Origin of the sequence: Synechococcus sp. CCY9202, assembly GCF_034931685.1 — a bacterium.
Taxonomy (GTDB): domain Bacteria; phylum Cyanobacteriota; class Cyanobacteriia; order PCC-6307; family Cyanobiaceae; genus CBW1002.
On the sequence record NZ_JAYGID010000044.1, the window covers coordinates 1 to 23627 of the forward strand.

Below are 23627 nucleotides of genomic sequence, written 5' to 3' on the forward strand. Positions count from 1 at the left end.
CCAGGCCGGCGCCATTGATCTGGCGCGCCGTGTCTGGGGCCTGCAGCGGATCCTGCAGCATTACTACCCGGGCACGGCACTGGTGCCGCTGACGGGTCTTCAGTCCGAGGCTCCGCCTGTGATTCCGGAGCGTCACCCTTAAAGTCTGGCCACTCACGGGGTGTCCATGGCTGCCGGCGACAGCGCCACTGCCAGCGACAGTGCCAATGCCGGCGTTGGCATTGCCAGCACTGGCAGAGATCGCCGCGCCAAATCGGCACTGTTCCTGCTGGGCTGCACCTGGGCCGGGCTCGCACCCCACTGGCTGGCAGCTGAGCGCAGCCTTCTGCCTGCGCTCAGCCTGGCGGTGCTGCTGGGCGGTTACAGCCTGCGCACGGTGCTGCTCCAGGCTCTGCGTCAGGCTCGCCGCAGTGTGGACGCGTCTGCGGGGGACTTGCCAGCCATCGATCTGCCGGCAGTGGATCTTGTGGTGGCCGCCCGCGACGAGCAGGCCGTCATCGGTCGTCTGGTGGATCGGATCCGGCAGCTGCGCTATCCGGAGGGCCAGTTGCGGCTCTGGGTGATCGACGACGGCAGCGACGATGCCACTCCCGAGCTGCTACGGGAGCTGGAGCAGACCACGCCGCTGTTGCGGGTGCTGCGGCGCCCCCGCGATGCGGGTGGGGGCAAATCGGGCGCCCTCAACGAGGTGATGACCCAGCTGCGGGGCCGCTGGATGCTGGTGCTCGATGCCGATGCCGGCCTGCAGCCTGACCTGCTCGAGAGGGTCATTCCCGCCGCCGAGGCCGGTGGCTGGTCGGCGGTGCAGCTGCGCAAGGCGGTGGTGAATGGCCCTGTCAACCTGCTCACCCGCGCCCAGGCCATGGAGATGGCACTCGATGCGGTGATCCAGGAGGGGCGCCTGTCGGTGGGCGGTGTGCCCGAGCTGCGCGGCAACGGCCAGCTGTTGCTGCGCGAAGCCGTGCAGGCCTGCGGCGGCTTCAACGAGGCCACGGTGACCGACGACCTCGATCTCAGCTTCCGCTTGCTGCTGGCCAACCAGCCGATCGGCGTGTTCTGGGATCCGCCGGTGGAGGAGGAGGCGGTGCTCAGCCTCGCCGCCCTCTGGCGCCAGCGGCAGCGGTGGGCGGAAGGGGGCCTGCAACGCTTCTTCGACTACGGCCAGGGCCTGGTGTTCGGGCCGCTCCGTTTCAGCCAGAAACTTGATCTGACCTGCTTCTTCCTCCTGCAGTACATGCTGCCGGTGGTCTCGATCGCGGATCTGGCCGGCGCTCTGATCACCCGCACCCTGCCCACGATCTGGCCGCTCTCGATCGTGGCCCTCGGTCTCTCCGGCCTGGCGATCGTGAGCGGCTGCCGGCGTCCCAGCGAGGGGCCTGCCCTGCCGGCCATGGGTCCGCTGGCCATGGGTCTGGGCATCCTCTATCTGGTGCACTGGTTCGTGGTGATCCCCTGGGTGACCCTGCGCATGGCTGTGCTGCCGAAGCGCCTGGTCTGGGTCAAGACCCTGCACCTCGGCGATGACGCCAGTGTTGAAGAGGCCGTCAGCAGTTAGAGCACCTCCAGCGCGGCCTTGAACCCGACGCGAGCAACCTCGGAGCGCAGCTCAGGTTGTCAACTCAGAGGGGCTTGCCGCCAGACGTTCAACCGAGGGTTCCTCCCTCTCGAGGGGGGCGTCCAACTCCACCACTTCCCCCTGGAAGAAGTCGGCCAGTCGCCGTGCCTTCTCATCCAGTCGGCCAGCACCAGGATCAGTGTGGGGTGGCGTCGGAGTCGCTGCTCGTTGGGAGGGTGAGGTTGGCTGAGGCACCGGGCTGGCGGCCTGCGGCTGTGGATCGGGGGCCAGTGAGCCAGCTGGCTCTCGAACCGGCTGAGCCGCAGGCCGGACTTGCAGCGCCTCGGGACGAGGCGCTGCTGACACGCTGGCAGCGGATGGGCCCGGAACGGAGCGGCCGCTGGTGTGGAAGGACTGGGCCGGTGAAGGAGCGGCGGCCGCCGGGTTGGTTTCGGCGCCGGCCACAGGACCCTGATCACTGCTTTCCAGCACCAGTTGGCGCGGACTGCCCACAACGGACGTGATCGCACGCTCCAGCAGCGGCAGGCGGCTCTGGACCATCGCGATCCAGGTGCTGGCCACCCGCACCACGGCTCGCTGCCCGTCGAGGCGCACCAGCTGGGCCTGCTGGGAGAGCAGCATGCGGGTCGACGGCAGTTCCAGCCCCGCCAGGATCTGTTGCCAGAGTTCCGGCAAGGCGGTCGTGGTGTCGATCGGCTGGGGTGGAGTGGCTGCTGCCGCGGGTGCCGGTGTCGGGCTGGCGACTGGCTGGTCCGTGGGGTGGGTCGGGCGCTCGGATGTGGAGGCTGGTTTGGATGATTCCTTGCGGCTCCCTGCGACTGTGCCCGTGCCCGTGCCCGTGCCCGTCGCGGTCGCCGTGGCCACGGCCGGCCTTGGGGGCACTGCGGCGGCGGTGATGGTGGGCTCCGCCAGCAGACCCAGCAGCAGCACTTCCAGCCACAGCCGCGGCTGCACGCTCTGGCGCAGTTGCTGTTCGCTGCCGCGCAGTTGCGCCTGCCACTGCAGCAGGCGGGCCTTGCCGATCTGCCGCGCCAGCTCTGGGAGCCGGGGCCGGAACTGGGGCGAGAAACTGGTGAGTTCGAGCCGTTCCGGCGCCACGCCGGCCAGCACCAGATCACGCAGCAGGCCGGCCAGTCCCTGCAGCACCGCCCCCGGTTCGCGGCCCCGTTCCAGCAACTGGCGGCTGGCATCGATCACCCCCAGCGGCTCCGATGTCGCCATGGCACCGGCCAGCTCCAGCAGCTCCTGTTCGGGCACGGCCCCCAGCAGCTCCCAGACCGCACCGGCCTCGATCGGTGGGGGCAGCAGGCTGAGCTGATCGAGCAGGCTTTCCGCATCCCGCAATCCCCCCTGAGCCCGCTGGCACACCACATGCAGCGCTTCGGGGGTGATGCCGATCGACTCCTGCTCGGCAATCCAGCGCAGGTGCTGCTCGAGGGCCTCCAGGGGGATGCGGCGGAAATCGAAGCGCTGGCAGCGGCTCAGGATCGTGGGCAGCACCCGCTGGGGGTCAGTGGTGGCGAGCACGAACACCACCCGTGGCGGCGGCTCCTCGAGGGTTTTGAGCAGGGCGTTGAAGGCTGCGGTGGAGAGCATGTGGCACTCGTCCACCACGTAGACCTTCCAGCGGGCCTGCACCGGCGCGAAGCGGGAACGTTCGATCAGCTCGCGGATGTTGTCGACGCCGGTATTGGAGGCGGCGTCGATCTCGATCACATCGAGGGCATTGCCCGCGGCGATCGCGACGCACAGCTCGCAGATGCCGCAGGGCTCGAGCGTGGGACCCGCATGGGCGATGCAGTTGAGCGAGCGGGCCAGGATGCGGGCGCTGGAGGTCTTGCCGGTGCCACGCGGGCCGCTGAACAGGTAGGCCGGCGCGATCCTGCCGGTGCGCAGGGCATTGCCCAGGGTGGCGGCGATCGCCTCCTGACCCACCAGCTGGTCGAAGCGCTGGGGCCGGTACTTGTGGTGCAGCGGCTGGTACGCCTGGCTCATGGCGGGTTCATGGATCGCTGCATCCCTGATCGCTGCATCACCGCTCGCTGCGTCGTGCCGTCCGGATGACGCGGCCGGAGATCCGAGGCTACTGGCCGCCCCCCTGTTCCAGCAGCCGCTCCAGACGCCCTTCCAGCTCCTCGACCTCGCTGAGCTGATCGGCCAGCTTCTGGGCAGCCAGACGCAGGGCCGCGAACTGGTCGTTGCCGGCGCCGCTGCCCTGGCCCCAGCGTTCCTCGGCCCTGGCCAGCTCGGTCTCCAGCCGCCGCTGAAGGTGGAGCCGTAGCCCATCGAGCTGCTCGAGGCTTCTGAGGGCCAGGGCGCGCCCCTGCTCGAGTTGCCGGGCATCGAGGTTGAGACCCTGGCTCAGCAGCAGGCGCACGGCACCGATCAGGGCTGCCGGCACCACCTGCCCGAAGGCCTGGAGGCCGCGGCTGCCGGTCTGGAGCCAGTCCTCCACCTGGCCGCTGCGATGGCGCCCGGTCTTGCACCAGTGGGCGAAGTGCTCGCAGTTGTTGAACAGCAGGTTGTAGTTCTGCTCCCCCAGCCGGCTCATGGCGCGCCGCAGGGTCACTCCAGACGGGGAGCAGGCCTGCGGTGGATAGGTCACCAGACTCACCGGCTGGCCGCGGCTGAACTCCTCCAGGGGGCTGCGCAGGATGGCCCTTCCCTCCAGGTAGTGGGCCACCGTGCCATCGCCGAGGTCGATGCCGTGGTGATGGAACAGACCGTGCTGGCGGGGAACTTCAAGATGATCGGCTGCAGCCATCGCCGGCTACCCCGTCAGGCGGTCTTGTCGTTCTGCTCCCGGTCGAGGTTGCTGGGATAGGGCACCACCTTGGCCAGGCTGCGCTGCTCCACCAGATTCCGACTGATCGTGAAAGTCTTCACGTCCTGGCGGGAGGGCAGGTCGTACATCAACTCCAGCATCAGCTCTTCCACAATGCCGCGCAGGGCGCGGGCACCGGTCTTGCGGCGGTGCGCCTCAATGGCGATCGCCTCAATCGCATCCGGTTCGAACTCCAGGTGCACGTCATCCATGCTCAGCAGGGTCTGGAACTGCTTGACCAGGGCATCGCGCGGCTCGGTGAGGATCGCCTCAAGGGCGCGGGTATCGAGCGGTTCGAGCACGGCACTCACCGGCAGGCGGCCGATGAATTCGGGGATCAGGCCGTAACGCACCAGATCGTCCGGCTCCAGATGCCGCAGCACCTGGGCGGCCTGATGGTCCTTGCCGCGAGGGCGGGTCCGTCCGTCAGCCTGCAGGAAGCCGATCGCATTGCGGCCCATGCGCCGCTGCACCACATCTTCGAGGCCCACGAAGGCGCCGCCGCAGATGAACAGAATCTGGCTGGTGTCGATCTGGATGCAGTCCTGATAGGGGTGCTTACGGCCCCCCTGGGGTGGCACGTTGGCGACCGTGCCCTCCAGCATCTTCAGCAGCGCCTGCTGAACGCCTTCACCGGAGACGTCGCGGGTGATCGAGGGGTTCTCGCTCTTGCGGGAGATCTTGTCGATCTCATCGATGTAGATGATCCCCCGCTGGGCCACCTCCACATCCATGTCGGCCTTCTGCAGCAGGCGCAGCAGGATGTTCTCCACGTCCTCGCCCACATAGCCCGCTTCGGTGAGGGTGGTGGCGTCCGCCACGGCGAAGGGCACATCCAGCAGCTCGGCCAGGGTCTGGGCCAGCAGGGTCTTGCCGCAGCCGGTGGGGCCGATCAGCAGGATGTTGGACTTGTGCAGCCGGGTGGCGGTGCGGTCGGTCTCTCCCTGGCCATCGCCCTGCCAGGCCAGGCGCTTGTAGTGGTTGTACACGGCGACCGAGAGCACCTTCTTGGCGTCGTCCTGGCCGACCACCTGCTGGTCGAGAAAGGTCTTGATCTGCTGGGGCTTGGGGATCGAAGCCAGGGTCGGCGCCGGCTTGGGAGCCTTCTTGGCCACGCTTTTGCGGCCGCTCTCCGGGCTGCTGCGGCTGGCACCACCCGCCGGCGCGTCGACAAGCTCCTCATCGAGAATCTCGTTGCAGAGATCGATGCACTCGTCACAGATGTAGACGCCTGGGCCTGCAATCAGCTTGCGCACCTGTTCCTGCGACTTGCCGCAGAACGAGCACTTCAGGTGAGCATCGAACTTGGCCATCGCGCAGGGGGCGTTCGGGTCAGGGTTGGGTGCCGGGGCTGGCAGGGTGACCCCGAATCTCCAGGATCAACGCAAATCGCCCTTGGAGGGCAGTCCTTAAGGATCAAACCGGTAGGGATCAGACCGGTACCGGTTGTCCGGTGGTGGCCGATCCCTCCTCGACGACCCTGTCGATCAGACCGTATTCAACCGCTTCCGCTGGAGAAAGGAAGTAGTCGCGGTCGGTGTCTTCGGCGATCTTTGCCAGGGGTTGGCCGGTGTGGTCGGCCATCAGACCGTTGAGCGTGTCCTTGAGGAAGAGGATCTCGCGGGCCTGGATCTCGATATCCACCGCCTGGCCCTGGGCACCGCCGAGGGGCTGGTGGATCATGATCCGCGCATTGGGCAGGGCCAGGCGCTTGCCCTTGGTGCCGCCGGAAAGCAGGAAGGCGCCCATGCTGGCGGCGAGGCCGTAGCAGATGGTCACCACGTCAGGAGCGACCTGCTGCATGGTGTCGTAGATGGCCAGCCCCGCCGTGACCGATCCCCCCGGAGAATTGATGTAGATCTGGATGTCCTTCTCGGGGTCTTCCGCTTCGAGGAAGAGCAGCTGCGCCACCAGGGCATCGGCGACGGCGTCGTCGATGCCGGTGCCCATGAAGATGATCCGCTCGCGCAGCAGGCGCGAATAGATGTCGAAGGCCCGCTCGCCCCGGCCAGACTGCTCCACCACCGTGGGGAGCACGCCGGGGCTGGCCATCGGCGAACCAACCGCGCTGGCGGTGGGCAGGACGTTCCAGGGACGCTCCCCCTGCCAGCGGTTTTGAACCGGGTGGGGGCGCAGGGTGCTGAGAGGGGCGTCGATCACGCGGTGGCTGCCGGGCTGTCGGACTGGTCGGTCAATCTATGGGGAATCCCAGGCCTGTGGATTCAAGTCAGTGGGCGATTCTGCCAGGCCCCTGGCTTCAGGCCCCTGGCTTCAGGCCCCTGGCTTCAGGCCTCGGCGGCAGGATCTCCCGTCGGGTTCGCCTCGGTTTCTTCGATGGTGCTGTTCTGCTCCAGCCACTCCAGCAGTTTGCTGCGCAGCAGGTCGTCGGTCACCGCCAGCCGCAGGCGCTCCGGATCAATCGCGTCGCTGTCGCTGAGGCTGTGGCTCACCTCCCGCAGCTTCTCCTGAATCTCCTCGGCGGCCACCTCGATCGCTTCGGCGGCGGCCAGGGCCTGGAGGGCCAGGTTGCGGCGCAGACGCTGCTCCGCCTCCGGCCTTGAGGTCTCCATCAGGCTGCGCACCAGATCGGGAGTGAAGAGCTTCTTCACGTCCATGCCCTGCTGGGCGATCTGGCCGGCGGTCTGCTCGATCAGGGCGCGGATCTCCTCCTGCACGAGGGTTTCCGGAAGTTCCACCTCCAGCTGCTCCACCAGGGCGGTGAGCAGGGCGTTGTGGCGGTTGCTGCGGGTGCGTTGCTCGGCGTCCTCCTGCAGCCGTTGCTCCAGGTCCTGGCGCAGCTCGGCCAGGGTCTGCTTGTCGCTGGCCTGCTGAGCGAAGGAGTCGTCCAGGGCGGGAAGTTCGTGGGTCTTGAGCTCCTTGAGCGTGATCGCGAAACGGGCCTGGCGGCCGCGGGCCTCCTCCTGGGGGTAGCTGTCGGGGAACTGGCACTCAATCGTGCGGTTCTCCCCCACTTCCATACCGATCACCCCCTCCACGAACCCGGGGATCATCCGATCCACTTCGAGTTCGACCTCCATGGTCTCGCTGCTGCCACCGGTGATCGCTTCCTCGGTGTCGGCATAGACCCCCTCGAAACTCAGTACGGCCACGTCACCGGCCGCGGCCGGGCGATCTTCCACCGGCACCAGGGTGGCCAGCCGCTTGCGCTGCTCCTCGATCAGCTCGTCGACCCGGGCCGGATCGAAGGGCACGGTCTCGGCTTCGGCCTTCAGGCCCCGGGTGGCCTTGAGGCTCGGGCTGGGCTCCACATCCATCACGAGGGTGAGGGTGAGCTCACTGCCGGGGCTGAAACGCTCCAGCAGCTGCTCGAAGCCCTCGCTCAGTTCGGGGCGGCCGATCGCGTCGATCGCCTCCTGCCGGATCGCCTCCTGCACGATGGCCTCCACCAGCTCCTCAAGGGCGGTGGCGCGGATCCGCACTGGTCCGATCTGCTGAAGCAGCACCGGCCGGGGAACCTTGCCCTGGCGGAAACCGGGCAGCTTGATCGTGCGGCTGAGCTTTTCGAGGGCGGTGTCGTAGCTGGCCTGGCAGCGCGCGGCAGGGACGGCCACCTCCACGGCGATGCGGCTGCCGGGCCTTGGACTGGTGCTGACCGTCAGCGCTGGGCTGCGGTCCGTGGGGCTGGCGGACTCGGCGGTGGCAGGCATGACGGGGGCGGATCAACAGGCAGCCCCTCATCCTAGAAAGTGGCCCAGGACACGCCGCGCCACGTATTGTGCGGAGGACGACGACGACGTCCATATCCCTGCTGCCGGTCTGGCCTGGGCTGATTGGCCTGTGCCGGAACCTGCGGCAACGGTCTCGATCCCGGTCGAGGCCGCCTGAACAAGGTCGCCCGTAGCAGCGATTCTTGAAGCGAGACAATGGATTGGTTTCAATCGATTGTTAACGGTTGATGGCTCGCAGTCGAGTGTTCACAGTCGACTTGGCCTGACGCACACCCCGGCGCCTCATCCCTCTGAAGCCTCTGCCACGGCTCGAGCCCAGCCTGGAGACAGCTCCCCATTCCGGTCACCACATCCGATACGGCGCCGCCAGCTTTTCCACTTCACGTTCACCCACTCCCCAGCCTCCCCACCCTGCCGACCGGTTCGGTCGGCCTCAGCCACCGCTTTCCCCGATCGCGGCCCCGGCCTACCCGAACCGCTTCGGCTCGGCGCCCCGACTCCGTAGCGCTCCTTCACAGGCTGCCCGGTTTTCGCCCACAGCCCGGATTTCGCCCACAGCCTGGTTCTCAGCCACAGCCCTGGCCGTTGACGCCATGGATCCCACCCGTTCCCACCGCTCTTGACCGTCTCTCACCCCCTCACCACCGCTGCCCGCCCTGCCGCCCTGCCGCAGCGCCCCCTGCGGATCGCGATCCTGGGAGCCACCGGCGCCGTTGGCCAGGAGCTGCTGCAACTTCTGGATGAACGCCGCTTCCCCGTGGCCGAGCTGCGGCCCCTGGCATCGCCCCGCTCCGCCGGCCAGACCCTGGCCTGGCAGGGGCGCAGCCTCACGATCGAACCGGTGACGGAGGAGGCATTCGACGGCGTTGATCTGGTGCTGGCCTCGGCCGGTGGTTCGGTGTCGAAGCAATGGGCGCCGCTGGCGGCCGCGGCCGGCGCCGTGGTGATCGACAACTCCAGTGCCTTCCGCATGGATCCATCGGTGCCTCTGGTGGTGCCGGAGGTGAATCCCGAGGCCGCCTTCAGCCACGGCGGCATCATTGCCAACCCCAACTGCACCACGATCCTGCTCACCCTGGCGCTGGCACCGCTGGCGGCCCGACGCCCGATCCGCCGGGTGGTGGTGAGCACCTATCAGTCTGCCAGCGGCGCCGGTGCCCGTGCCATGGAGGAACTGCAGCGCCTCAGCCGCACCGTGCTCGACGGTGGTGAGCCAGTCAGTGAGGTGTTGCCCCATTCCCTCGCCTTCAACCTCTTCCTGCACAACTCCCCCCTGCAGCCCAGTGGCTACTGCGAGGAAGAGCTGAAGATGCTGAACGAGACCCGCAAGATCATGGGGCTGCCCGATCTGCGACTCACGGCCACCTGTGTGCGAGTGCCGGTGCTGCGGGCCCATTCCGAAGCCGTGAACATTGAATTCGCCCAGCCCTTCCCGGTGGAGGAGGCGCGGCAGCTCCTTGCCCGGGCACCCGGGGTGGAACTGCTCGAGAACTTCGAGGCCAACCGCTTCCCGATGCCCACCGATGTGACCGGCCGCGACCCGGTGGCGGTGGGGCGGATCCGCCAGGACCTGAGCGATCCCAACGCGCTGGAGCTCTGGCTCTGCGGTGATCAGATCCGCAAGGGTGCGGCCCTCAATGCCATCCAGATCGCCGAGCTGCTGCGCGATCCTGCCGGCCTGACGGCGGCGACCGTTTCTGCCGGAGGTGCCGCTTGAGCCCTGGGAACACGGCACCATCGCCCTGGATGAACGCGCCCTTCGGCCGGGTCGTCACCGCCATGGTGACCCCCTTTGCCGCCGATGGGTCGGTGGACCTGGAGCTGGCTGGCCGCCTCGCCGATCACCTGGTCAGCCATGGCTCCGATGGGGTGCTGGTGTGCGGAACCACCGGCGAATCTCCCACCCTCAGCTGGGAGGAGGAGCACCGTCTGTTCGCCGCCGTGAAGGAGGCGATCGACGGCCGGGCCCGACTGATTGCCGGCTCCGGCAGCAACTGCACAGCCGAGGCGGTGGAGGCCACCCGAGCCGCGGCTGCCTTGGGTGCCGATGCCGCCCTGGTGGTGGTGCCGTATTACAACAAGCCTCCCCAGGCGGGCCTGGAAGCCCATTTCCGGGCTGTGGCCGAGGCAGCGCCCCAGCTGCCGCTGATGCTTTACAACATCCCCGGACGCACCGCCTGCAGCCTGGCCCCCGACACCGTGGTTCGCCTGCTGGATCTGCCCAACGTGGTCAGTTTCAAGGCCGCCAGCGGCACCACCGAAGAAGTGAGCCAGCTGCGCCTGCTCTGCGGGGATCGGCTGGCGATCTACAGCGGCGACGATGCCCTCACCCTGCCAATGCTGGCCGTCGGGGCCGTCGGGGTGGTCAGCGTCGCCAGCCACGTGGCCGGCCCCCAGATCAAGGCCATGATCCAGGCCTTCCTCGCTGGCGAGGCCGCCGCTGCCCTGGCGCTGCATGAGCAGCTGCTGCCCCTGTGCAAAGCCCTGTTCTGCACCACCAATCCCATCCCCGTCAAAGCCGCCCTGGAGATCTGCGGCTGGCCGGTGGGTGCTCCCCGTCTTCCCCTTCTTTCCGCTGATACCGACGTGCGACAACGCCTCATCTCTGTCCTGGCTGCCCTGCGTCCTACCTGACGCCAAGGCTTGCGCTGCCCGACGACGGACCGCCATCCGTCCTTACGCTCGCTTCATCGGTCTCTTTCTTTTTCTTCTTTCCTTTTTCCTACATGACCAATCAGAACGGCCACGCTCGTCCAAGCTCCTCCCCCGGCGCCAATGGCAAGACCCCGGCGCTGCGGGTGATTCCCCTGGGGGGCCTGCATGAGATCGGCAAGAATACCTGCGTGTTCGAATACGGCGACGACATCATGCTCGTCGATGCCGGCCTGGCCTTCCCCAGCGATGGCATGCACGGCGTCAACGTGGTGCTGCCCGACACCAGCTATCTGCGTGAGAATCAGAAACGGATCCGCGGGATGATCGTGACCCATGGTCACGAAGATCACATCGGTGGCATCCCCCACCACCTTAAGAACTTCACCATCCCCGTGATCTATGGCCCCCGCCTGGCCATGTCCCTGTTGCAGGGAAAGATGGAGGAAGCCGGTGTCACCGATCGCACGGTGATTCAGACAGTGGGGCCACGTGATGTGGTGCAGGTGGGCAAGCACTTCAAGGTGGAGTTCATCCGCAACACCCACTCCATGGCGGACAGCTTCACCCTGGCGGTCACCACGCCGGTCGGAGTGGTGGTGTTCACCGGTGATTTCAAGTTCGACCATACGCCGGTCGACGGCGAGCACTTCGACATGGCCCGCTTGGCCCACTATGGCGAGCAAGGTGTGCTGTGTCTGTTCAGCGACTCCACCAATGCGGAGGTACCCGGCTTCACGCCCTCGGAGCGGGCCGTGTTCCCCAAACTCGACCAGCACATCGCCCAGGCTGAGGGTCGGGTGATCATCACCACCTTCGCCAGCTCGATCCATCGGGTGGCGATGATTCTGGAACTGGCGCTCAAGAACGGCCGCAAAGTCGGCCTGCTGGGTCGGTCGATGCTCAATGTGATCGCCAAGGCCCGGGAGCTCGGCTACATGCGTGCCCCCGATGAACTGTTCGTGCCGATCAAGCAGATCCGCGATCTGCCCGATCGCGAAACCCTGCTGCTGATGACGGGCAGTCAGGGTGAGCCGCTGGCCGCCCTGAGCCGCATCTCCCGCGGTGAGCACCCGCAGGTCCAGGTGAAAAGCAGCGACACGATCATCTTCTCGGCCAGTCCGATTCCGGGCAACACCATCTCCGTTGTCAACACGATTGACCGCCTGATGATGCTCGGCGCCAAGGTGGTGTATGGCAAGGGCGAAGGCATCCACGTCTCGGGTCATGGTTGCCAGGAAGACCAGAAGTTGATGCTGGCCCTCACCCGGCCCAAGTACTTCGTGCCGGTGCACGGTGAGCACCGCATGCTCGTCTGCCACAGCAAGACGGCCCAGTCGATGGGGGTGCCCGCCGACAACATGCTGCTGATCGATAACGGCGATGTCGTCGAACTCACCCCCGATTCGATCCGCAAAGGAGAAGCAGTCAAGGCCGGCATCGAGCTGCTGGATGCCTCCCGCAACGGCATCGTCGATGCGCGCGTGCTCAAGGAGCGCCAGCAGCTGGCGGAAGACGGCGTGATCAACCTGCTCACCGTGATCAGCACCGATGGTGTGATGGCGGCCCCGCCCCGGGTGAATCTGCGCGGCGTGGTCACCACCGCCGATGCCCGCAAGCTCTCGGTCTGGACCGAGCGCGAGATCAACTGGGTGCTCGAGAATCGCTGGAGTCAGTTGGCCCGGAACAGCGGCGGCAACGCTCCCGACGTGGACTGGGTCGGTGTGCAGCGCGAGATCGAACTGGGGCTGCAGCGTCGCCTGCGCCGAGAGCTGCAGGTGGAGCCGCTGATCATCTGCCTGGTGCAGCCCGCCCCGGCCGGTACGCCTGCCTACAAGGGGCGCGCTGATGCCGAACCCGATACCCGTCCCGCGCCGCGAGGTCGTCGTGATGGCGGGAGGGAGATCATCCGCAACGGCAACGGCGCCCCCCAGCGTCAACCAGTGGCCGCTGCAGCGGCCGTTGCATCAGCGCCCGCATCTGCCGCCGCTGTCGCGGTGGCACCCCCTGTGGCTGCACCTGCCGCAGCCGTCCGGCAGGTGTCGGTCAAGGAGGAGGAGCCGGTCGGACGCACCCGCCGCCGCCGCTCCGCTGCCGTGGCCGGTTGATCGCCGGTTGTTGAACGCCCGCTTCTGTCAGGAGTGGTGCGTGCGCCCTCAGCGCAGCACCACCCGCAGCAGTCCGCGGGCCAGCTCCTCCTCTTCCTCCGGAGTGAACAGGGGCGGCGGAACGGTAACTTCTGCCTCCTCGGTCTTCTCCAGGGGGGGGCTGGCCCCACCTTTGGCTTCCACAGGAACCACCTCGATCTCCTCGGCCCGGGTGAGATCAGCCTGGTTCACCTCGATGAGCTCGGGTTCATCCACCACCTCCACCGCGATCGGTGCAACAGCCATCACTGCAGCCACCGGCGCTGTGGGTTCAGCAGCGGCTTCTTGGGGATCCGCCTGTAAGTGCGGCACGGTGATACCCGCCGGCATCACTGGTGAAGCTTGCAGAAAGGGATTGGAGGCCATCGCCACGGCGCCATCTGCCGCGGGCTGGGCTCCGGGATCGCTGGCTCCCAGATCCACCATCCAGGGCATGGCCGCCGCAGGCATGGCGATTCCTCCCCTGGCCACCGCCGTGGGCGTGAAGGGGAACGCCGCGTCTGTCGCACCGGCTGTTTCGATTGTCTCCGGCGTCGATCCGTCTTCCAGGCCTGTGGCTGCAGCTGTGCCGTCCAGAGCTGGCGCTGGGGTTGCCGGATTCTCTGCTTCGCCACGCTCTTGATCAGGATCGGAGTTCCCCAGCAACGAGCCCTCCGGGACGACATCCCCTTGCTCGATGCCGTCCAGCACCGGTGCAGCCCCCGCGCTGCCGCCGAGCAACACCTGGCAATGCTCCAGCCCCTGCTGGGCGATGTCCAGGAGGATCGGGGCCGGCCTGGCCTGACTCACCGTGGTGTAGTGCTCGGCGGCAGCGTTGGCATTCCCGAAGCCATAGAGCTGAATGTGGCCTAGCAGCAGCTCCAGGCGCACCTTCAGCGAGGCATTCGCTGCTGGATCCAGTTGCCCCAGCAGCTGCTGACCGATGGACAGGGCCTCGGACCACCGGGCCTCGCTGTAGGCCAGTTCCACGGCCGCGTAGAGGTGGTCCTGGGTCTCAGTCATGCAGCGGCGATCCGGCGGTGGGCCCAAGCAGGGCCAGTGTGCTGCGATCCCAGCACAAGCGCCAGCCTCCGGCCAGATCGAGCCGGCCAGGACCGCGGCGCGGCGCCAGGCGGGCCAGCAGCGTCTCCAGCTGACGGCTGGAGAGAGGCTGCAGGTTGTGCTGGCTCAGCCAGTGCTGCAGCAGGGCCCGTTGGCTGGCCAGGCTGAGGGCCACCAGCGGCGCCCGTTGCAGCTGCCGGCCGAGGGAGGAAGCCTCGTGGGTGAAAACCTCGTGGGTGGAAGTCGCGGGAGTGGCATGCAGGCCGGCCAGGGCCAGTGCAACGAGTTCCTCGTCCCGCTCCAGTTCCCCGGCCAGCCTTTCGGCCTGGGCGCCGATCCGTCGGGTGGCGCCGGGATGGAGCTGCTCCAGCACCGGCAGCACCTCCTGCCGCAGCCGATTGCGAGCGAAGCGGGGATCGGTATTGCTGGGGTCCGTCCAGACCGGCAGGCCCAGCTCGCGGCAGAGACGGGCCGTGTCGCTGCGGCTGAACAGCAACAGTGGCCGCACCAGCTGGATCGCTGTCTCGGCAGCGGGATCTGGCGGTGCTGGCTCCAGCAGGGGGCGCTGGCGCCGCAGGCTGGCCAGGCCGCGCCGATGGCTGCCGCGGGCCAGGTGCAGCAGCAGGGTTTCAGCCCGGTCGCTGGCGGTGTGGGCCGTCACCACCCGCTGGCAGCCCAGCCGCTCGGCCCAGTGGGCCAGCCGCGTGTACCGCCAGTGCCGCGCCGCTGCTTCGTTGGGCGCCAGCGCTTCGGCGCGATCGATCTGCAGCGCCAGCCCGTGCTGCTGGGCCCACTGGGCCAGTTCGGCGGCCTGCTGGCCCGATTCCGGCCGCCAGCCATGGTCGCCATGCCAGAGCTGCAGCGACCAGCCATGCAGGCGTGTCAGATCCAGCAGCAGGCCCGTCATCGCCATCGAATCCTGCCCGCCGGAGACGGCCAGCAGCAGGGGTGCGCCGGCGGGCAGCAGCTGGGGTTGCTGACGCAGCAGCTGGTGCAGGCGCAGATGGTCGGCGCTCCAGTGCGGCTGGGCCTTGGCCGGGGCCCCAGCTGGCGCTTCGTGGGGGTTCACGGTTTCAGATGGGAGAATCACGAATCCAGCTCTCTGCGCCGCCGATGTCGCGTCTGTCCAGCCTGCCCAGCTCCCTGCAGCGCGCCATCGCCGAGCGCCGGGCCCTGAAGGTGATCGCCGGTCTCTCCAACTTTGATGCCGCTGCCGTGCAGCGGATCAGCCGAGCCGCCGGTGCCGGTGGCGCCGACCTGATCGATGTGGCCTGTGATCCGGAGCTGGTGACCCTGGCGGCCGCCGCCTCGGGTCTGCCGATCTGCGTGTCTGCGGTGGATCCCGAGCTGTTCCCCGCAGCGGTGGCCGCTGGCGCCGCCATGGTGGAGATCGGCAACTACGACAGCTTCTACCCCCAGGGCCGCATCTTCGGGGCCGAGGACGTGCTGGCGCTCACCCGCCGCAGCCGCGAGCTGCTCGGCGATGGGGTGCTCTCGGTGACCGTGCCCCACGTGCTGCCCCTGGATCAGCAGGAGCAGCTCGCCATCGATCTGGTGGCCGCCGGCGCCGATCTGATCCAGACCGAAGGCGGCACCAGTGCCCGGCCGTTCAGCCCCGGCAGTCTCGGCCTGATCGAGAAGGCGGCGCCCACCCTGGCGGCCGCCCATGCCCTCAGCCGCGCCGTGACCGTGCCGGTGCTCTGCGCCTCCGGCCTCTCCGCTGTCACCCTGCCGCTGGCCATCGCCGCCGGTGCCGCCGGCGTGGGTGTGGGCTCCGCCGTGAACCGGCTTGACGATGAACTGGCGATGGTGGCGGTGGTGCGCGGTCTGCGCGATGCCCTGGCGCCGGTGGCTCTGGCAGCAGCTGCGACGAACGCTGTGCCAGCTGATCGCTGAATCGCAGGCACCCGGTCAGGCGCCGGCTGTTTGGCTAGGCAAGCTGCTGTGCCAGCAGCTTGCCTAGCGCCTTGCTGGGGCCTTGTTTAGCCTCGTGGCATTCCCTGCGTCGAAGGATCGATGGGTTCACTGGCCTGGCTGTTGCAGTGGCCGATCCGGGCCGTGGTGCTGCTGATCGTTGCCCAGTTGCCCCTGGGGGTGGAGATGCAGGGCTTCGGCGCGGCGGTGCTGGCTGTGATCGTGATCAGCCTGCTGGGGGCGCTGCTGGCGCCGCTGCTGAAGTTGCTGCTGGCACCCCTCTGGGTGATCACCAGCCTGGGCGGGCTGATCGCGCCGATCAGCTGGCTGTTCGACGGCCTGATCACCGTGGCGCTGTTTGCCCTGGCGGCCTCTCTGATCCCGGAGTTCCGGCTGCGCAACGGCCTGGTCAGTGCCGTGCTGGGAGCGTTGGTCTACACCTTGCTCACCGGCGCGGTTCTGAGGGTGTTCGGTCTGGAGCGGGGCTGAGGCCGGCAACCCGTAGCCGGGCGGGCAGCACTGATCGGCCACAACCGTGAGAATGGCCCGATGGCCTTTCAGCTGCACGCTCCCTACGAGCCCAAGGGCGACCAGCCCACCGCCATCGAGGCCCTCGTGGGCGGGGTTGAAGGTGGTGAGCGTTATCAGACCCTGCTGGGAGCCACCGGCACCGGCAAGACCTTCACGATCGCCAATGTGATCGCCCGCACCGGGCGGCCTGCCCTGGTGCTGGCCCACAACAAGACTCTGGCGGCGCAGCTCTGCAATGAACTGCGCGAATTTTTCCCGACGAACGCCGTCGAATACTTCATCTCCTATTACGACTACTACCAGCCAGAGGCCTACGTGCCGGTCAGCGATACCTACATCGCCAAAACGGCGTCGATCAACGAGGAGATCGACATGCTGCGCCACTCGGCCACCCGTTCCTTGTTCGAGCGCCGCGATGTGATCGTGGTGGCCTCGATCAGCTGCATCTACGGCCTCGGTATTCCATCGGAGTACCTCAAGGCGGCGGTGAAGTTTCAGGTGGGCGACACGCTCAATCTCCGCGCGTCGCTGCGGGAGCTGGTCAACAATCAATACTCCCGCAACGATCTGGAGATCTCCCGCGGTCGCTTCCGTGTGCGCGGCGATGTTCTGGAGATCGGCCCCGCCTATGAAGATCGCCTGGTGCGGGTGGAGCTGTTCGGCGATGAAGTGGAGGCGATCCGCTACGTCGATCCCACCACCGGCGAGATTCTTCAGAGTCTTGAAACCATCAACATCTATCCGGCCAAGCACTTCGTGACGCCGAAGGAGCGCCTGGCCGAAGCCATTGGCGAGATCCGCGCCGAGCTGCGCCAGCGGCTTGACCTGCTCAACAGCCAGGGCCGCTTGCTGGAGGCCCAGCGCCTTGAGCAGCGCACCACCTACGACCTCGAGATGCTGGAGCAGGTGGGCTACTGCAACGGCGTCGAGAACTACGCCCGTCACCTGGCCGGCCGGCCGGCCGGCACGCCGCCGGAGTGCCTGATCGATTACTTCCCGGACGACTGGCTGCTGGTGGTGGACGAAAGTCACGTCACCTGCTCCCAGCTGCAGGCCATGTACAACGGCGATCAGAGCCGCAAGAGTGTGTTGATCGAGCATGGGTTCCGCCTGCCCAGCGCCGCCGACAACCGCCCGCTCAAGGGGGAGGAGTTCTGGCAGAAGGCGCAGCAGACGATCTTCGTGAGTGCCACACCAGGCAGCTGGGAGCTGGCCCAGAGCCAGGATCAGGTGGTGCAGCAGGTGATTCGCCCCACCGGCGTGCTCGACCCGATCGTGGAGGTGCGTCCCACCGAGGGGCAGGTGGACGACCTGCTGGGGGAAATCCGCGTCCGGGCCGAGAAGCAGGAGCGGGTGCTGATCACCACCCTCACCAAGCGGATGGCGGAAGACCTCAGCGACTACCTGGCCGAGAACGGCGTGCGGGTGCGCTATCTGCACTCCGAGATTCACTCGATCGAGCGGATCGAGATCATCCAGGACCTGCGCAACGGGGTGTACGACGTGCTGGTGGGGGTGAACCTGCTGCGCGAAGGCCTCGATCTGCCGGAGGTGTCGCTGGTGGCGATTCTCGATGCCGACAAGGAAGGCTTCCTGCGAGCCGAACGCTCCTTGATCCAGACGATCGGGCGGGCGGCCCGCCATGTGGAAGGGGTGGCACTGCTCTATGCCGACAACCTCACCGAGAGCATGGAGAAGGCGATCTCAGAAACCGAGCGCCGCCGCGCCATCCAGCAGGCCTACAACGCGGCCAACGGCATCACCCCCACCCCGGCTGGAAAGCCGGCTGGCAATGCCATCCTCGCCTTCCTGGAGGTCTCCCGCCGGTTGAGTGATGAACAGCTTGAAGAGGCGACTGAGCAGGCTGAGAACAATGCGGTGCCGCTGGAATCGCTCCCGGAACTGATCACCCAGCTGGAGGACAAGATGAAGGCGGCGGCCAAGAACCTCGAGTTCGAGGAGGCCGCCAATCTCCGCGATCGGATCAAGCAGCTGCGCCAGAAGCTGGTGGGCAGGGCCTGATGCCAAGCCCCGCCGAGCTGATGTTCAGCCTCATGCTCGGCTTCGTGGGCATGGCCTTCGTGCTGTATGGCCGTAAGCAGGATGCGCTGGTCCCTCTGGTGAGCGGCATCCTGCTGATGATCGTGCCCTTTTTCCTGCCCGGCGTGCTGCCCCAGCTGATCGTGGGGCTGCTGCTGATCGCGTTGCCGTTTCTGGTGCGGCGCTGAGGCCGCTCAGGCCGGGGCTTCACTGCCTTCGGCCCGGTGCTGCACGCCGCCGCCCAGGCCGAAGGCGCCATGGACCACCCGCAGGGCCGCCACGCCATCGGCCTCCGCCACCACGCAACTGGTGCGGATTTCGCTGGTGGCGATCAGCTCGATGTTGATGCCGGCATCGGCCAGGCTGCGGAACATGCGGGCGGCGGTGCCGGCGGTGCAGGGCATGCCCGCACCCACCGCACTCACCCGGGCGATCGCCGGACCTTCCTCGAAGCGGGTGCCGGGCCATTGCTTCAGCAGCTGCGCCAGGGCCCGTTCCGCCTGGACCAGGTCACCCTTGCGCAGGATGAAGCTCATGTCGCGGCTGAGGTGGCCGGGGCTGCCGTGGGTGCGCTCCGACTGCACGATGGCGTCGAGGCTGATGCCGTTGTCGGCCAGGGCGCGGCAGATCGCGGCGGCAGTGCCGGGCCGGTCCGGCACCTGCCGCACCGCCACCTGGGCCTGATCGCGATCGAGGGCCACGCCGCGGACGGCCGGATCGCCCAGATGGCAGGGCGGCGGATCGTGGCGCAGCTGTTGCTCGCCCAGCTCAAAGGCCTGGGCCGCAGACCGCAGCGCCTTGCTGCCCTGGGGACCCTCCACCAGGCAGCTCACCTTCACCTCGCTGGTGGCGATCAGCCGCAGGTTGATGCCGTCGCGGGCGAGGGTGTCGAACAGGCGGGCGGCCACCCCGGGGCGACCCATGATGCCGGCCCCGGCGATGCTGAGCTTCGCCATGCCGCCTTCGGCGCTGAGCAGGGCCGCCCCAGCTCCCATGGCCGCCAGCACCTGCTCACAGACCGCGCGGGCCGCCTCCATCTCGGATTGGTGCAGGGTGAAGGCGATGTCGTTGCTGGCGCCCTCGTGGGTGGCCTGCACGATCAGGTCGACGTTCAGCCCCGCGGCCCCCAGCGCCTCGAACAGCTGGGCGGCCACGCCGGGGCAGTCGGGCACATGGGCCAGGGCCAGCACGGCCTGATCGACCTGCAGCTCCGCCGCGTCCACCTGCTTGCCCAGCTCCAGGCCTTCGCTGCCGATCGACCGGGGGGCGCCGCTGGTCAGGCGGGTGCCGGGGGCGTCGCTCCAGCTGGAGCGGACCACCAGGGGCATGCCGTAGTTGCGGGCGATCTCCACCGCCCGCGGATGCAGCACCGCCGCGCCGAGGCTGGCCAGCTCCAGCATCTCGTCGCAGGTGACCGTGTCCATCAGCTGGGCGTCGGCCACCTTGCGGGGATCGGTGGTGAGCACGCCGGGAACATCGGTGTAGATCTCGCAGGCGGCGGCCCCGAGGGCGGCGGCCAGGGCCACGGCCGAGGTATCGGAGCCGCCCCGGCCCAGGGTGGTGATCTCGGGGGTGCCGGCCCGGCCGCTGCTGGTGCCCTGGAAGCCGGCCACCACCACCACCTGGCCATCGGCCAGCAGCCGCTGCAGCCGCTCGGTGCGGATCTCGAGGATGCGGGCCCGCCCGTGGGACGACTCGGTGATGATCCCCGCCTGGGTGCCGGTCATCGAGACGGCCGGCACCCCTTCGGCGTGCAGGGCCATCGAGAGCAGGGCGATCGAGACCTGTTCGCCTGTGGACAGCAGCATGTCCATCTCGCGCTGGGGCGGATCGCTGCTGAGGGCCCGGGCCAGGCTGGTCAGTTCGTCGGTGGTGTGGCCCATCGCCGAGACCACCACCACCAGGTCGTGGCCCTCCTCGCGGCAGGCGGCCACCCGCCGGGCCACGGCCCGGATCCGCTCCACGTCGGCCACCGAGGTGCCCCCGAACTTCTGGACGAGCAGGGCCATCGGCGGGTCGGACGCGGCGGGAACGGGCGATTATCGGCCCGCATGGTCAAGGGCGATGCCCCCGGCGAGCAGGAAGCCGTCGCGGAAGGCATCGCCCGGCGCTGCGCCCCGCTTCAGGGCGGCCTCCACCTCCAGCAGCTGGCTGAGCAGCTTCAGCAGCGGCCCCGGGCCGCGGCCGCGGAGCTGTTTGCGCATCACGTAGATCCGCTTGGGGTTGCCGATGCCGGCGGCCTTGGCGATGGTCGCCACGTCGGTCTCGCCCGTTTTGTCCAGCAGGCTCACCCACAGCCAGCCCCGGATCTGACTGGTGAGCGCCGCCACGATCCGCAGAGCGGGTTCGTTCACCTCCAGCAGGTTGTCCACCAGGGCGATGGCGTCGGCGGGACGCCCCGCCAGCAGGGCGTCGCCCACGGCCAGGCTGGTGGTGGCATGGCTGCCGATCAGGGCCTGCACCGCGGCGACGTTGATCGGGCGGGCTGTGGGTGTCGCCGCTGAGGATCCCGGGGCGGCACCGGCATAGAGCGCCAGCTTTTCCAGCTCACTGGCCAGCCGGGCGCTGTCGCTGCCGATCGCCTCGCACAGGGCCTCGGCGGCGGCCGGCTCCAGGCTCAGGCCGAGTTCCTGGGCCGTGCGGGTCACCAGATCCAGCTGGCCGGCCCCGTCCCAGGCGGCCGGCAGGGTGAAGCTCCGTTCCCGGGCCACCGCCTTGAGGGCCTTGGTGAGGCGCAGGCGGGCGTCGGGTTTGTTGCTGCTCACCAGCAGCAGGTGGCAGGTCTCGGGCACCAGCTCCAGGCAGGCCTCCATCTGGGCCGCCAGCTCCGCCGGACACTGGCTGGTGAAGGGGCTGCGCTGCAGCACCACCAGCCGCGCTCCGCTGCCGAAGGGCGGGGTGCGTGCGTCTTCCAGGGCCCGGGCGGCCTGGCCGGAGTCGTTGCCATCGAGGCGGCTGAGGTTGATCGAAGCCCAGGCCGGATCCACCAGCTCGGTCACCAGGGCCTCCACGGCCCGCTGGCGGGCGGCTTCATCGTCGCCCCAGTAGAGATGGATCGGCATCGGTGCGGCGCGGCCGGATGGAGCGGCAGGGGCTGGAGAACGACAGGGGAAACGAAAGGGAAGCGGAGGGCAGCCCTGGAGCGGCGGCCGGTTTCGACCATCCGATCTTCACCGAAAGCCTGCGCCGCATCCACGCCTGGTTGGGGGAGACGGGTTTCCGCGGCGTGGAGCAGGAGGTGCTCGAACGGCTGGTGCACAGCAGCGGCGATCCGGCGCTGGCCCCCCTGCTGCGCTTCAGCACGGGGGCCTGCGAAGCGGGCCTGGCGGCCCTGTCGGCCGGAACGGCGATCCTCACGGATACGGCCATGGCCGCGGCGGCGGTGACGCCGATGGCGCGGCGCACCTTCGCCAACCCGGTCCATAGCGTGCTGGCCTGGGCTCCGGCGGTGGCGCCGGCCGGCAGTACCCGTGCGGCGGCGGGCATGGCGCGGGCCCTGGCGGAGCATCCCGGTGCCGTGGTGCTGATCGGCAGTGCCCCCACCGCGCTGGAGTGCCTGATCGATCTGGCCTGCCCATCTCCTGCTCACGATCCGATGGCACCTGGGCAGGTGGCGCCTGCCCCGATGGCGCCTGGCTGCGTGGCACCGGCCCTGGTGATCGGCATGCCGGTGGGCTTCGTGGGGGTGCTGGAGAGCAAGCGCCGCCTGGCCCGCAGCGGTCTGGCCCAGATCCGCCTGGAGGGCAGCCGCGGTGGTGCCGGTCTGGTCGGCGCGGCTGCCAATGCCCTGCTGCGTCACGCCTGGCTGGCCGCGAACGCCTGAGAGCCGAAGGGAGGGGTCAGCCTGGTCGCTCAGGCCTCTGGCTCCAGCCCCACCGCCACGTGGCTGTTGGCCTCGATCCGATCGAGCACCTGGCGGGCCCGCTGCACCACCACCGGCGGCACCCCGGCCAGGCGGGCCGCCTCGATGCCGTAGCTGCGGCTGGCGCCGCCCGTCACCACCTGATGCAGGAACACCAGCTCGTCGCCGGTTTCCTGCACCAGCACCTGGGCATTGGCCACGTTGGGCAGCAGATCGGCCAGCTCATTGAGCTCGTGGTAATGGGTGGCGAAGATCGTGCGGGCACCGATCCGTTCGGCCAGGTGCTCGGCCACGGCCCAGGCGATCGAAAGTCCATCGAAGGTGGCGGTGCCCCGGCCGATCTCATCGAGCAGCACCAGGGAATGGCTGGTGGCGTGGTGGAGGATGTTGGCGGTTTCGGCCATCTCCACCATGAAGGTGGACTGGCCGCTGGCCAGGTCGTCGACGGCGCCGACGCGGGTGAAGATCCGATCGGCAATGCCGAGGCGGGCACTGCGGGCCGGAATCCAGCTGCCGATCTGGGCCATCAGCTGCAGCAACCCGCTCTGGCGCAGATAGCAGCTCTTGCCGCTGGCATTCGGACCGGTGAGCACCAGCAGATCCGGAACGGTGGCGGCGTGCGGCGCAGACCCCAGCCTCAGGCTGTTGGCCGTGAAGGACTCCTCCACCAGCAGCTGCTCCACCACCGGATGGCGGCCCGCGTCGATCCAGAGCTCGCGCCCTTCGACGATCTCAGGGCGGCAGTAGCCACCGGTGGCCGCCACCTCCGCCAGAGAGGCGATCCCATCGAGCTCGGCCACCCGCCGCGCCGCCTCCCGGATCACGGCGGCCCGCTCCCCCACCTGCTCGCGCAGGGCGCAGAACAGCTCGTACTCCCGCTGGGCGGCCCGGGTCCGCAGCTGCAGGATGCGGCCTTCGCGGCCCTTGAGCTCGGGGGTCACGAAGCGTTCTTCGTTGGCCAGGGTCTGGCGGCGGATCCAGTGCGACGGCACTGAGGCGGCCTTGGCGCGGCTGACCGAGAGGAAGTAGCCGAAGGTGCGGTGATACTGCAGGCGCAGGTTGGGGTTGCCGCTGGCGCGGCGCTCCAGGGCTTCCTGCTGTTCCAGCCAGGTGTCCTGGTCGTCGAGCTGGTTGCGCAGGCCATCGAGGCGGGCATCGACGCTGTCGTGGATCAGGCCGCCGTCGCTGAGGCTCAGCGGTGGATCGTCCACCAGGGTGTGGCGCAGCACCGCGGCCAGCTCCACCAGCTCCGGCCAGGTGCGCTGCAGCGCCGTCAGGGGGGGGCTGCTGGCCTGGGCGAGCAGACCGGCCAGCAGGGGCAGCCGCTCCAGGCCGTCGGCCAGGGCCACCA

At 68.5% G+C, this 23627-nt stretch carries 19 protein-coding genes; 9 read left to right on the forward strand and 10 right to left on the reverse strand.

The window, feature by feature from the left end; genetic code table 11:
* The first annotated feature begins 166 nt into the window (after window positions 1–166).
* Window positions 167–1555 carry a glycosyltransferase gene (locus tag VB777_RS06770; RefSeq protein WP_197157498.1) on the forward strand — a complete coding sequence of 463 codons (1389 nt, stop codon included), beginning with the start codon at window positions 167–169 and terminating at the stop codon, window positions 1553–1555.
* Between the two features lie 51 nt (window positions 1556–1606).
* On the opposite strand, the gene VB777_RS06775 is transcribed toward VB777_RS06770, so the two are convergent.
* The 5 genes from VB777_RS06775 to tig form a co-directional block, all read right to left on the reverse strand.
* Window positions 1607–3571, reverse strand: coding sequence for a DNA polymerase III subunit gamma/tau (locus VB777_RS06775; RefSeq protein ID WP_323247891.1), 1965 nt, complete (start codon window positions 3569–3571; stop codon window positions 1607–1609).
* Between the two features lie 88 nt (window positions 3572–3659).
* Window positions 3660–4340, reverse strand: coding sequence for a lecithin retinol acyltransferase family protein (locus tag VB777_RS06780; RefSeq protein WP_323247893.1), 681 nt, complete (start codon window positions 4338–4340; stop codon window positions 3660–3662).
* A 14-nt stretch (window positions 4341–4354) separates the two neighbouring features.
* The gene (clpX, locus tag VB777_RS06785) at window positions 4355–5713 is read right to left on the reverse strand and encodes an ATP-dependent protease ATP-binding subunit ClpX (protein ID WP_197157503.1); all 1359 of its coding nucleotides are present in this window, start codon (window positions 5711–5713) and stop codon (window positions 4355–4357) included.
* Window positions 5714–5831: 118 nt separating this feature from the next.
* Window positions 5832–6536, reverse strand: coding sequence for an ATP-dependent Clp endopeptidase proteolytic subunit ClpP (gene clpP / locus VB777_RS06790; protein WP_416238318.1), 705 nt, complete (start codon window positions 6534–6536; stop codon window positions 5832–5834).
* A gap of 149 nt (window positions 6537–6685) precedes the next feature.
* Complete coding sequence (gene tig / locus VB777_RS06795; RefSeq protein ID WP_323247895.1) at window positions 6686–8068, reverse strand: trigger factor; 1383 nt, start codon at window positions 8066–8068, stop codon at window positions 6686–6688.
* Window positions 8069–8708: 640 nt separating this feature from the next.
* Between tig and VB777_RS06800 the strand changes: the two genes are divergently transcribed.
* The 3 genes from VB777_RS06800 (at window position 8709) to VB777_RS06810 (ending at window position 12849) form a co-directional block, all read left to right on the forward strand.
* The gene (locus VB777_RS06800; protein ID WP_323247897.1) at window positions 8709–9806 is read left to right on the forward strand and encodes an aspartate-semialdehyde dehydrogenase; all 1098 of its coding nucleotides are present in this window, start codon (window positions 8709–8711) and stop codon (window positions 9804–9806) included.
* A 29-nt stretch (window positions 9807–9835) separates the two neighbouring features.
* On the forward strand, window positions 9836–10723 hold the full coding sequence (gene dapA, locus VB777_RS06805; RefSeq protein WP_323247899.1) for a 4-hydroxy-tetrahydrodipicolinate synthase: 888 nt from the start codon (window positions 9836–9838) through the stop codon (window positions 10721–10723).
* A 92-nt stretch (window positions 10724–10815) separates the two neighbouring features.
* On the forward strand, window positions 10816–12849 hold the full coding sequence (locus VB777_RS06810) for a ribonuclease J (protein ID WP_323247901.1): 2034 nt from the start codon (window positions 10816–10818) through the stop codon (window positions 12847–12849).
* Between the two features lie 48 nt (window positions 12850–12897).
* Here VB777_RS06810 and VB777_RS06815 read toward each other — a convergent pair whose 3' ends face one another.
* Window positions 12898–13890, reverse strand: coding sequence for a hypothetical protein (locus VB777_RS06815; RefSeq protein WP_323247903.1), 993 nt, complete (start codon window positions 13888–13890; stop codon window positions 12898–12900).
* On the reverse strand, window positions 13883–15019 hold the full coding sequence (tilS, locus tag VB777_RS06820) for a tRNA lysidine(34) synthetase TilS (protein ID WP_323247905.1): 1137 nt from the start codon (window positions 15017–15019) through the stop codon (window positions 13883–13885). The genes VB777_RS06815 and tilS overlap by 8 nt, the downstream gene beginning before the upstream one ends.
* Window positions 15020–15042: 23 nt before the next feature.
* Between tilS and VB777_RS06825 the strand changes: the two genes are divergently transcribed.
* The 4 genes from VB777_RS06825 to VB777_RS06840 all read left to right on the forward strand — a co-directional run bounded on the left by VB777_RS06825 (window position 15043) and on the right by VB777_RS06840 (window position 18602).
* On the forward strand, window positions 15043–15825 hold the full coding sequence (locus VB777_RS06825) for a DUF561 domain-containing protein (RefSeq protein WP_197157513.1): 783 nt from the start codon (window positions 15043–15045) through the stop codon (window positions 15823–15825).
* A gap of 120 nt (window positions 15826–15945) precedes the next feature.
* Entirely contained in the window at window positions 15946–16332 is a 387-nt protein-coding gene (locus VB777_RS06830) for a phage holin family protein (RefSeq protein WP_322757810.1), read from the forward strand.
* Between the two features lie 60 nt (window positions 16333–16392).
* Window positions 16393–18396, forward strand: a complete 2004-nt coding sequence (gene uvrB, locus VB777_RS06835; protein ID WP_323247907.1) for an excinuclease ABC subunit UvrB — start codon at window positions 16393–16395, stop codon at window positions 18394–18396.
* On the forward strand, window positions 18396–18602 hold the full coding sequence (locus VB777_RS06840; RefSeq protein ID WP_197157517.1) for a hypothetical protein: 207 nt from the start codon (window positions 18396–18398) through the stop codon (window positions 18600–18602). Before uvrB ends, VB777_RS06840 begins: the two co-directional genes overlap by 1 nt.
* A gap of 6 nt (window positions 18603–18608) precedes the next feature.
* On the opposite strand, the gene VB777_RS06845 is transcribed toward VB777_RS06840, so the two are convergent.
* Entirely contained in the window at window positions 18609–20423 is a 1815-nt protein-coding gene (locus tag VB777_RS06845; RefSeq protein ID WP_323247909.1) for an aspartate kinase, read from the reverse strand.
* Between the two features lie 30 nt (window positions 20424–20453).
* On the reverse strand, window positions 20454–21476 hold the full coding sequence (gene holA / locus VB777_RS06850; RefSeq protein WP_323247911.1) for a DNA polymerase III subunit delta: 1023 nt from the start codon (window positions 21474–21476) through the stop codon (window positions 20454–20456).
* A 2-nt stretch (window positions 21477–21478) separates the two neighbouring features.
* Between holA and VB777_RS06855 the strand changes: the two genes are divergently transcribed.
* A complete protein-coding gene (locus VB777_RS06855) occupies window positions 21479–22237 on the forward strand; it encodes a precorrin-8X methylmutase (protein ID WP_323247913.1) in 759 nt (252 codons plus the stop codon).
* Between the two features lie 29 nt (window positions 22238–22266).
* On the opposite strand, the gene mutS is transcribed toward VB777_RS06855, so the two are convergent.
* The coding region (gene mutS / locus VB777_RS06860; RefSeq protein ID WP_323247915.1) for a DNA mismatch repair protein MutS at window positions 22267–23627 on the reverse strand (1361 nt) is incomplete at its 5' end.

Coding starts and splice junctions, on each gene's coding strand:
- holA (WP_323247911.1), bottom strand. CDS start 21,476: ATGCCGATCCATCTCTACTGGGGCGACGATGAAGCCGCCCGCCAGCGG.
- VB777_RS06810 (WP_323247901.1), top strand. CDS start 10,816: ATGACCAATCAGAACGGCCACGCTCGTCCAAGCTCCTCCCCCGGCGCC.
- VB777_RS06775 (WP_323247891.1), bottom strand. CDS start 3,571: ATGAGCCAGGCGTACCAGCCGCTGCACCACAAGTACCGGCCCCAGCGC.
- VB777_RS06840 (WP_197157517.1), top strand. CDS start 18,396: ATGCCAAGCCCCGCCGAGCTGATGTTCAGCCTCATGCTCGGCTTCGTG.
- VB777_RS06845 (WP_323247909.1), bottom strand. CDS start 20,423: ATGGCCCTGCTCGTCCAGAAGTTCGGGGGCACCTCGGTGGCCGACGTG.
- VB777_RS06825 (WP_197157513.1), top strand. CDS start 15,043: ATGTCGCGTCTGTCCAGCCTGCCCAGCTCCCTGCAGCGCGCCATCGCC.
- VB777_RS06780 (WP_323247893.1), bottom strand. CDS start 4,340: ATGGCTGCAGCCGATCATCTTGAAGTTCCCCGCCAGCACGGTCTGTTC.
- clpX (WP_197157503.1), bottom strand. CDS start 5,713: ATGGCCAAGTTCGATGCTCACCTGAAGTGCTCGTTCTGCGGCAAGTCG.
- VB777_RS06770 (WP_197157498.1), top strand. CDS start 167: ATGGCTGCCGGCGACAGCGCCACTGCCAGCGACAGTGCCAATGCCGGC.
- VB777_RS06830 (WP_322757810.1), top strand. CDS start 15,946: ATGGGTTCACTGGCCTGGCTGTTGCAGTGGCCGATCCGGGCCGTGGTG.
- VB777_RS06815 (WP_323247903.1), bottom strand. CDS start 13,890: ATGACTGAGACCCAGGACCACCTCTACGCGGCCGTGGAACTGGCCTAC.
- tig (WP_323247895.1), bottom strand. CDS start 8,068: ATGCCTGCCACCGCCGAGTCCGCCAGCCCCACGGACCGCAGCCCAGCG.
- dapA (WP_323247899.1), top strand. CDS start 9,836: ATGAACGCGCCCTTCGGCCGGGTCGTCACCGCCATGGTGACCCCCTTT.
- uvrB (WP_323247907.1), top strand. CDS start 16,393: ATGGCCTTTCAGCTGCACGCTCCCTACGAGCCCAAGGGCGACCAGCCC.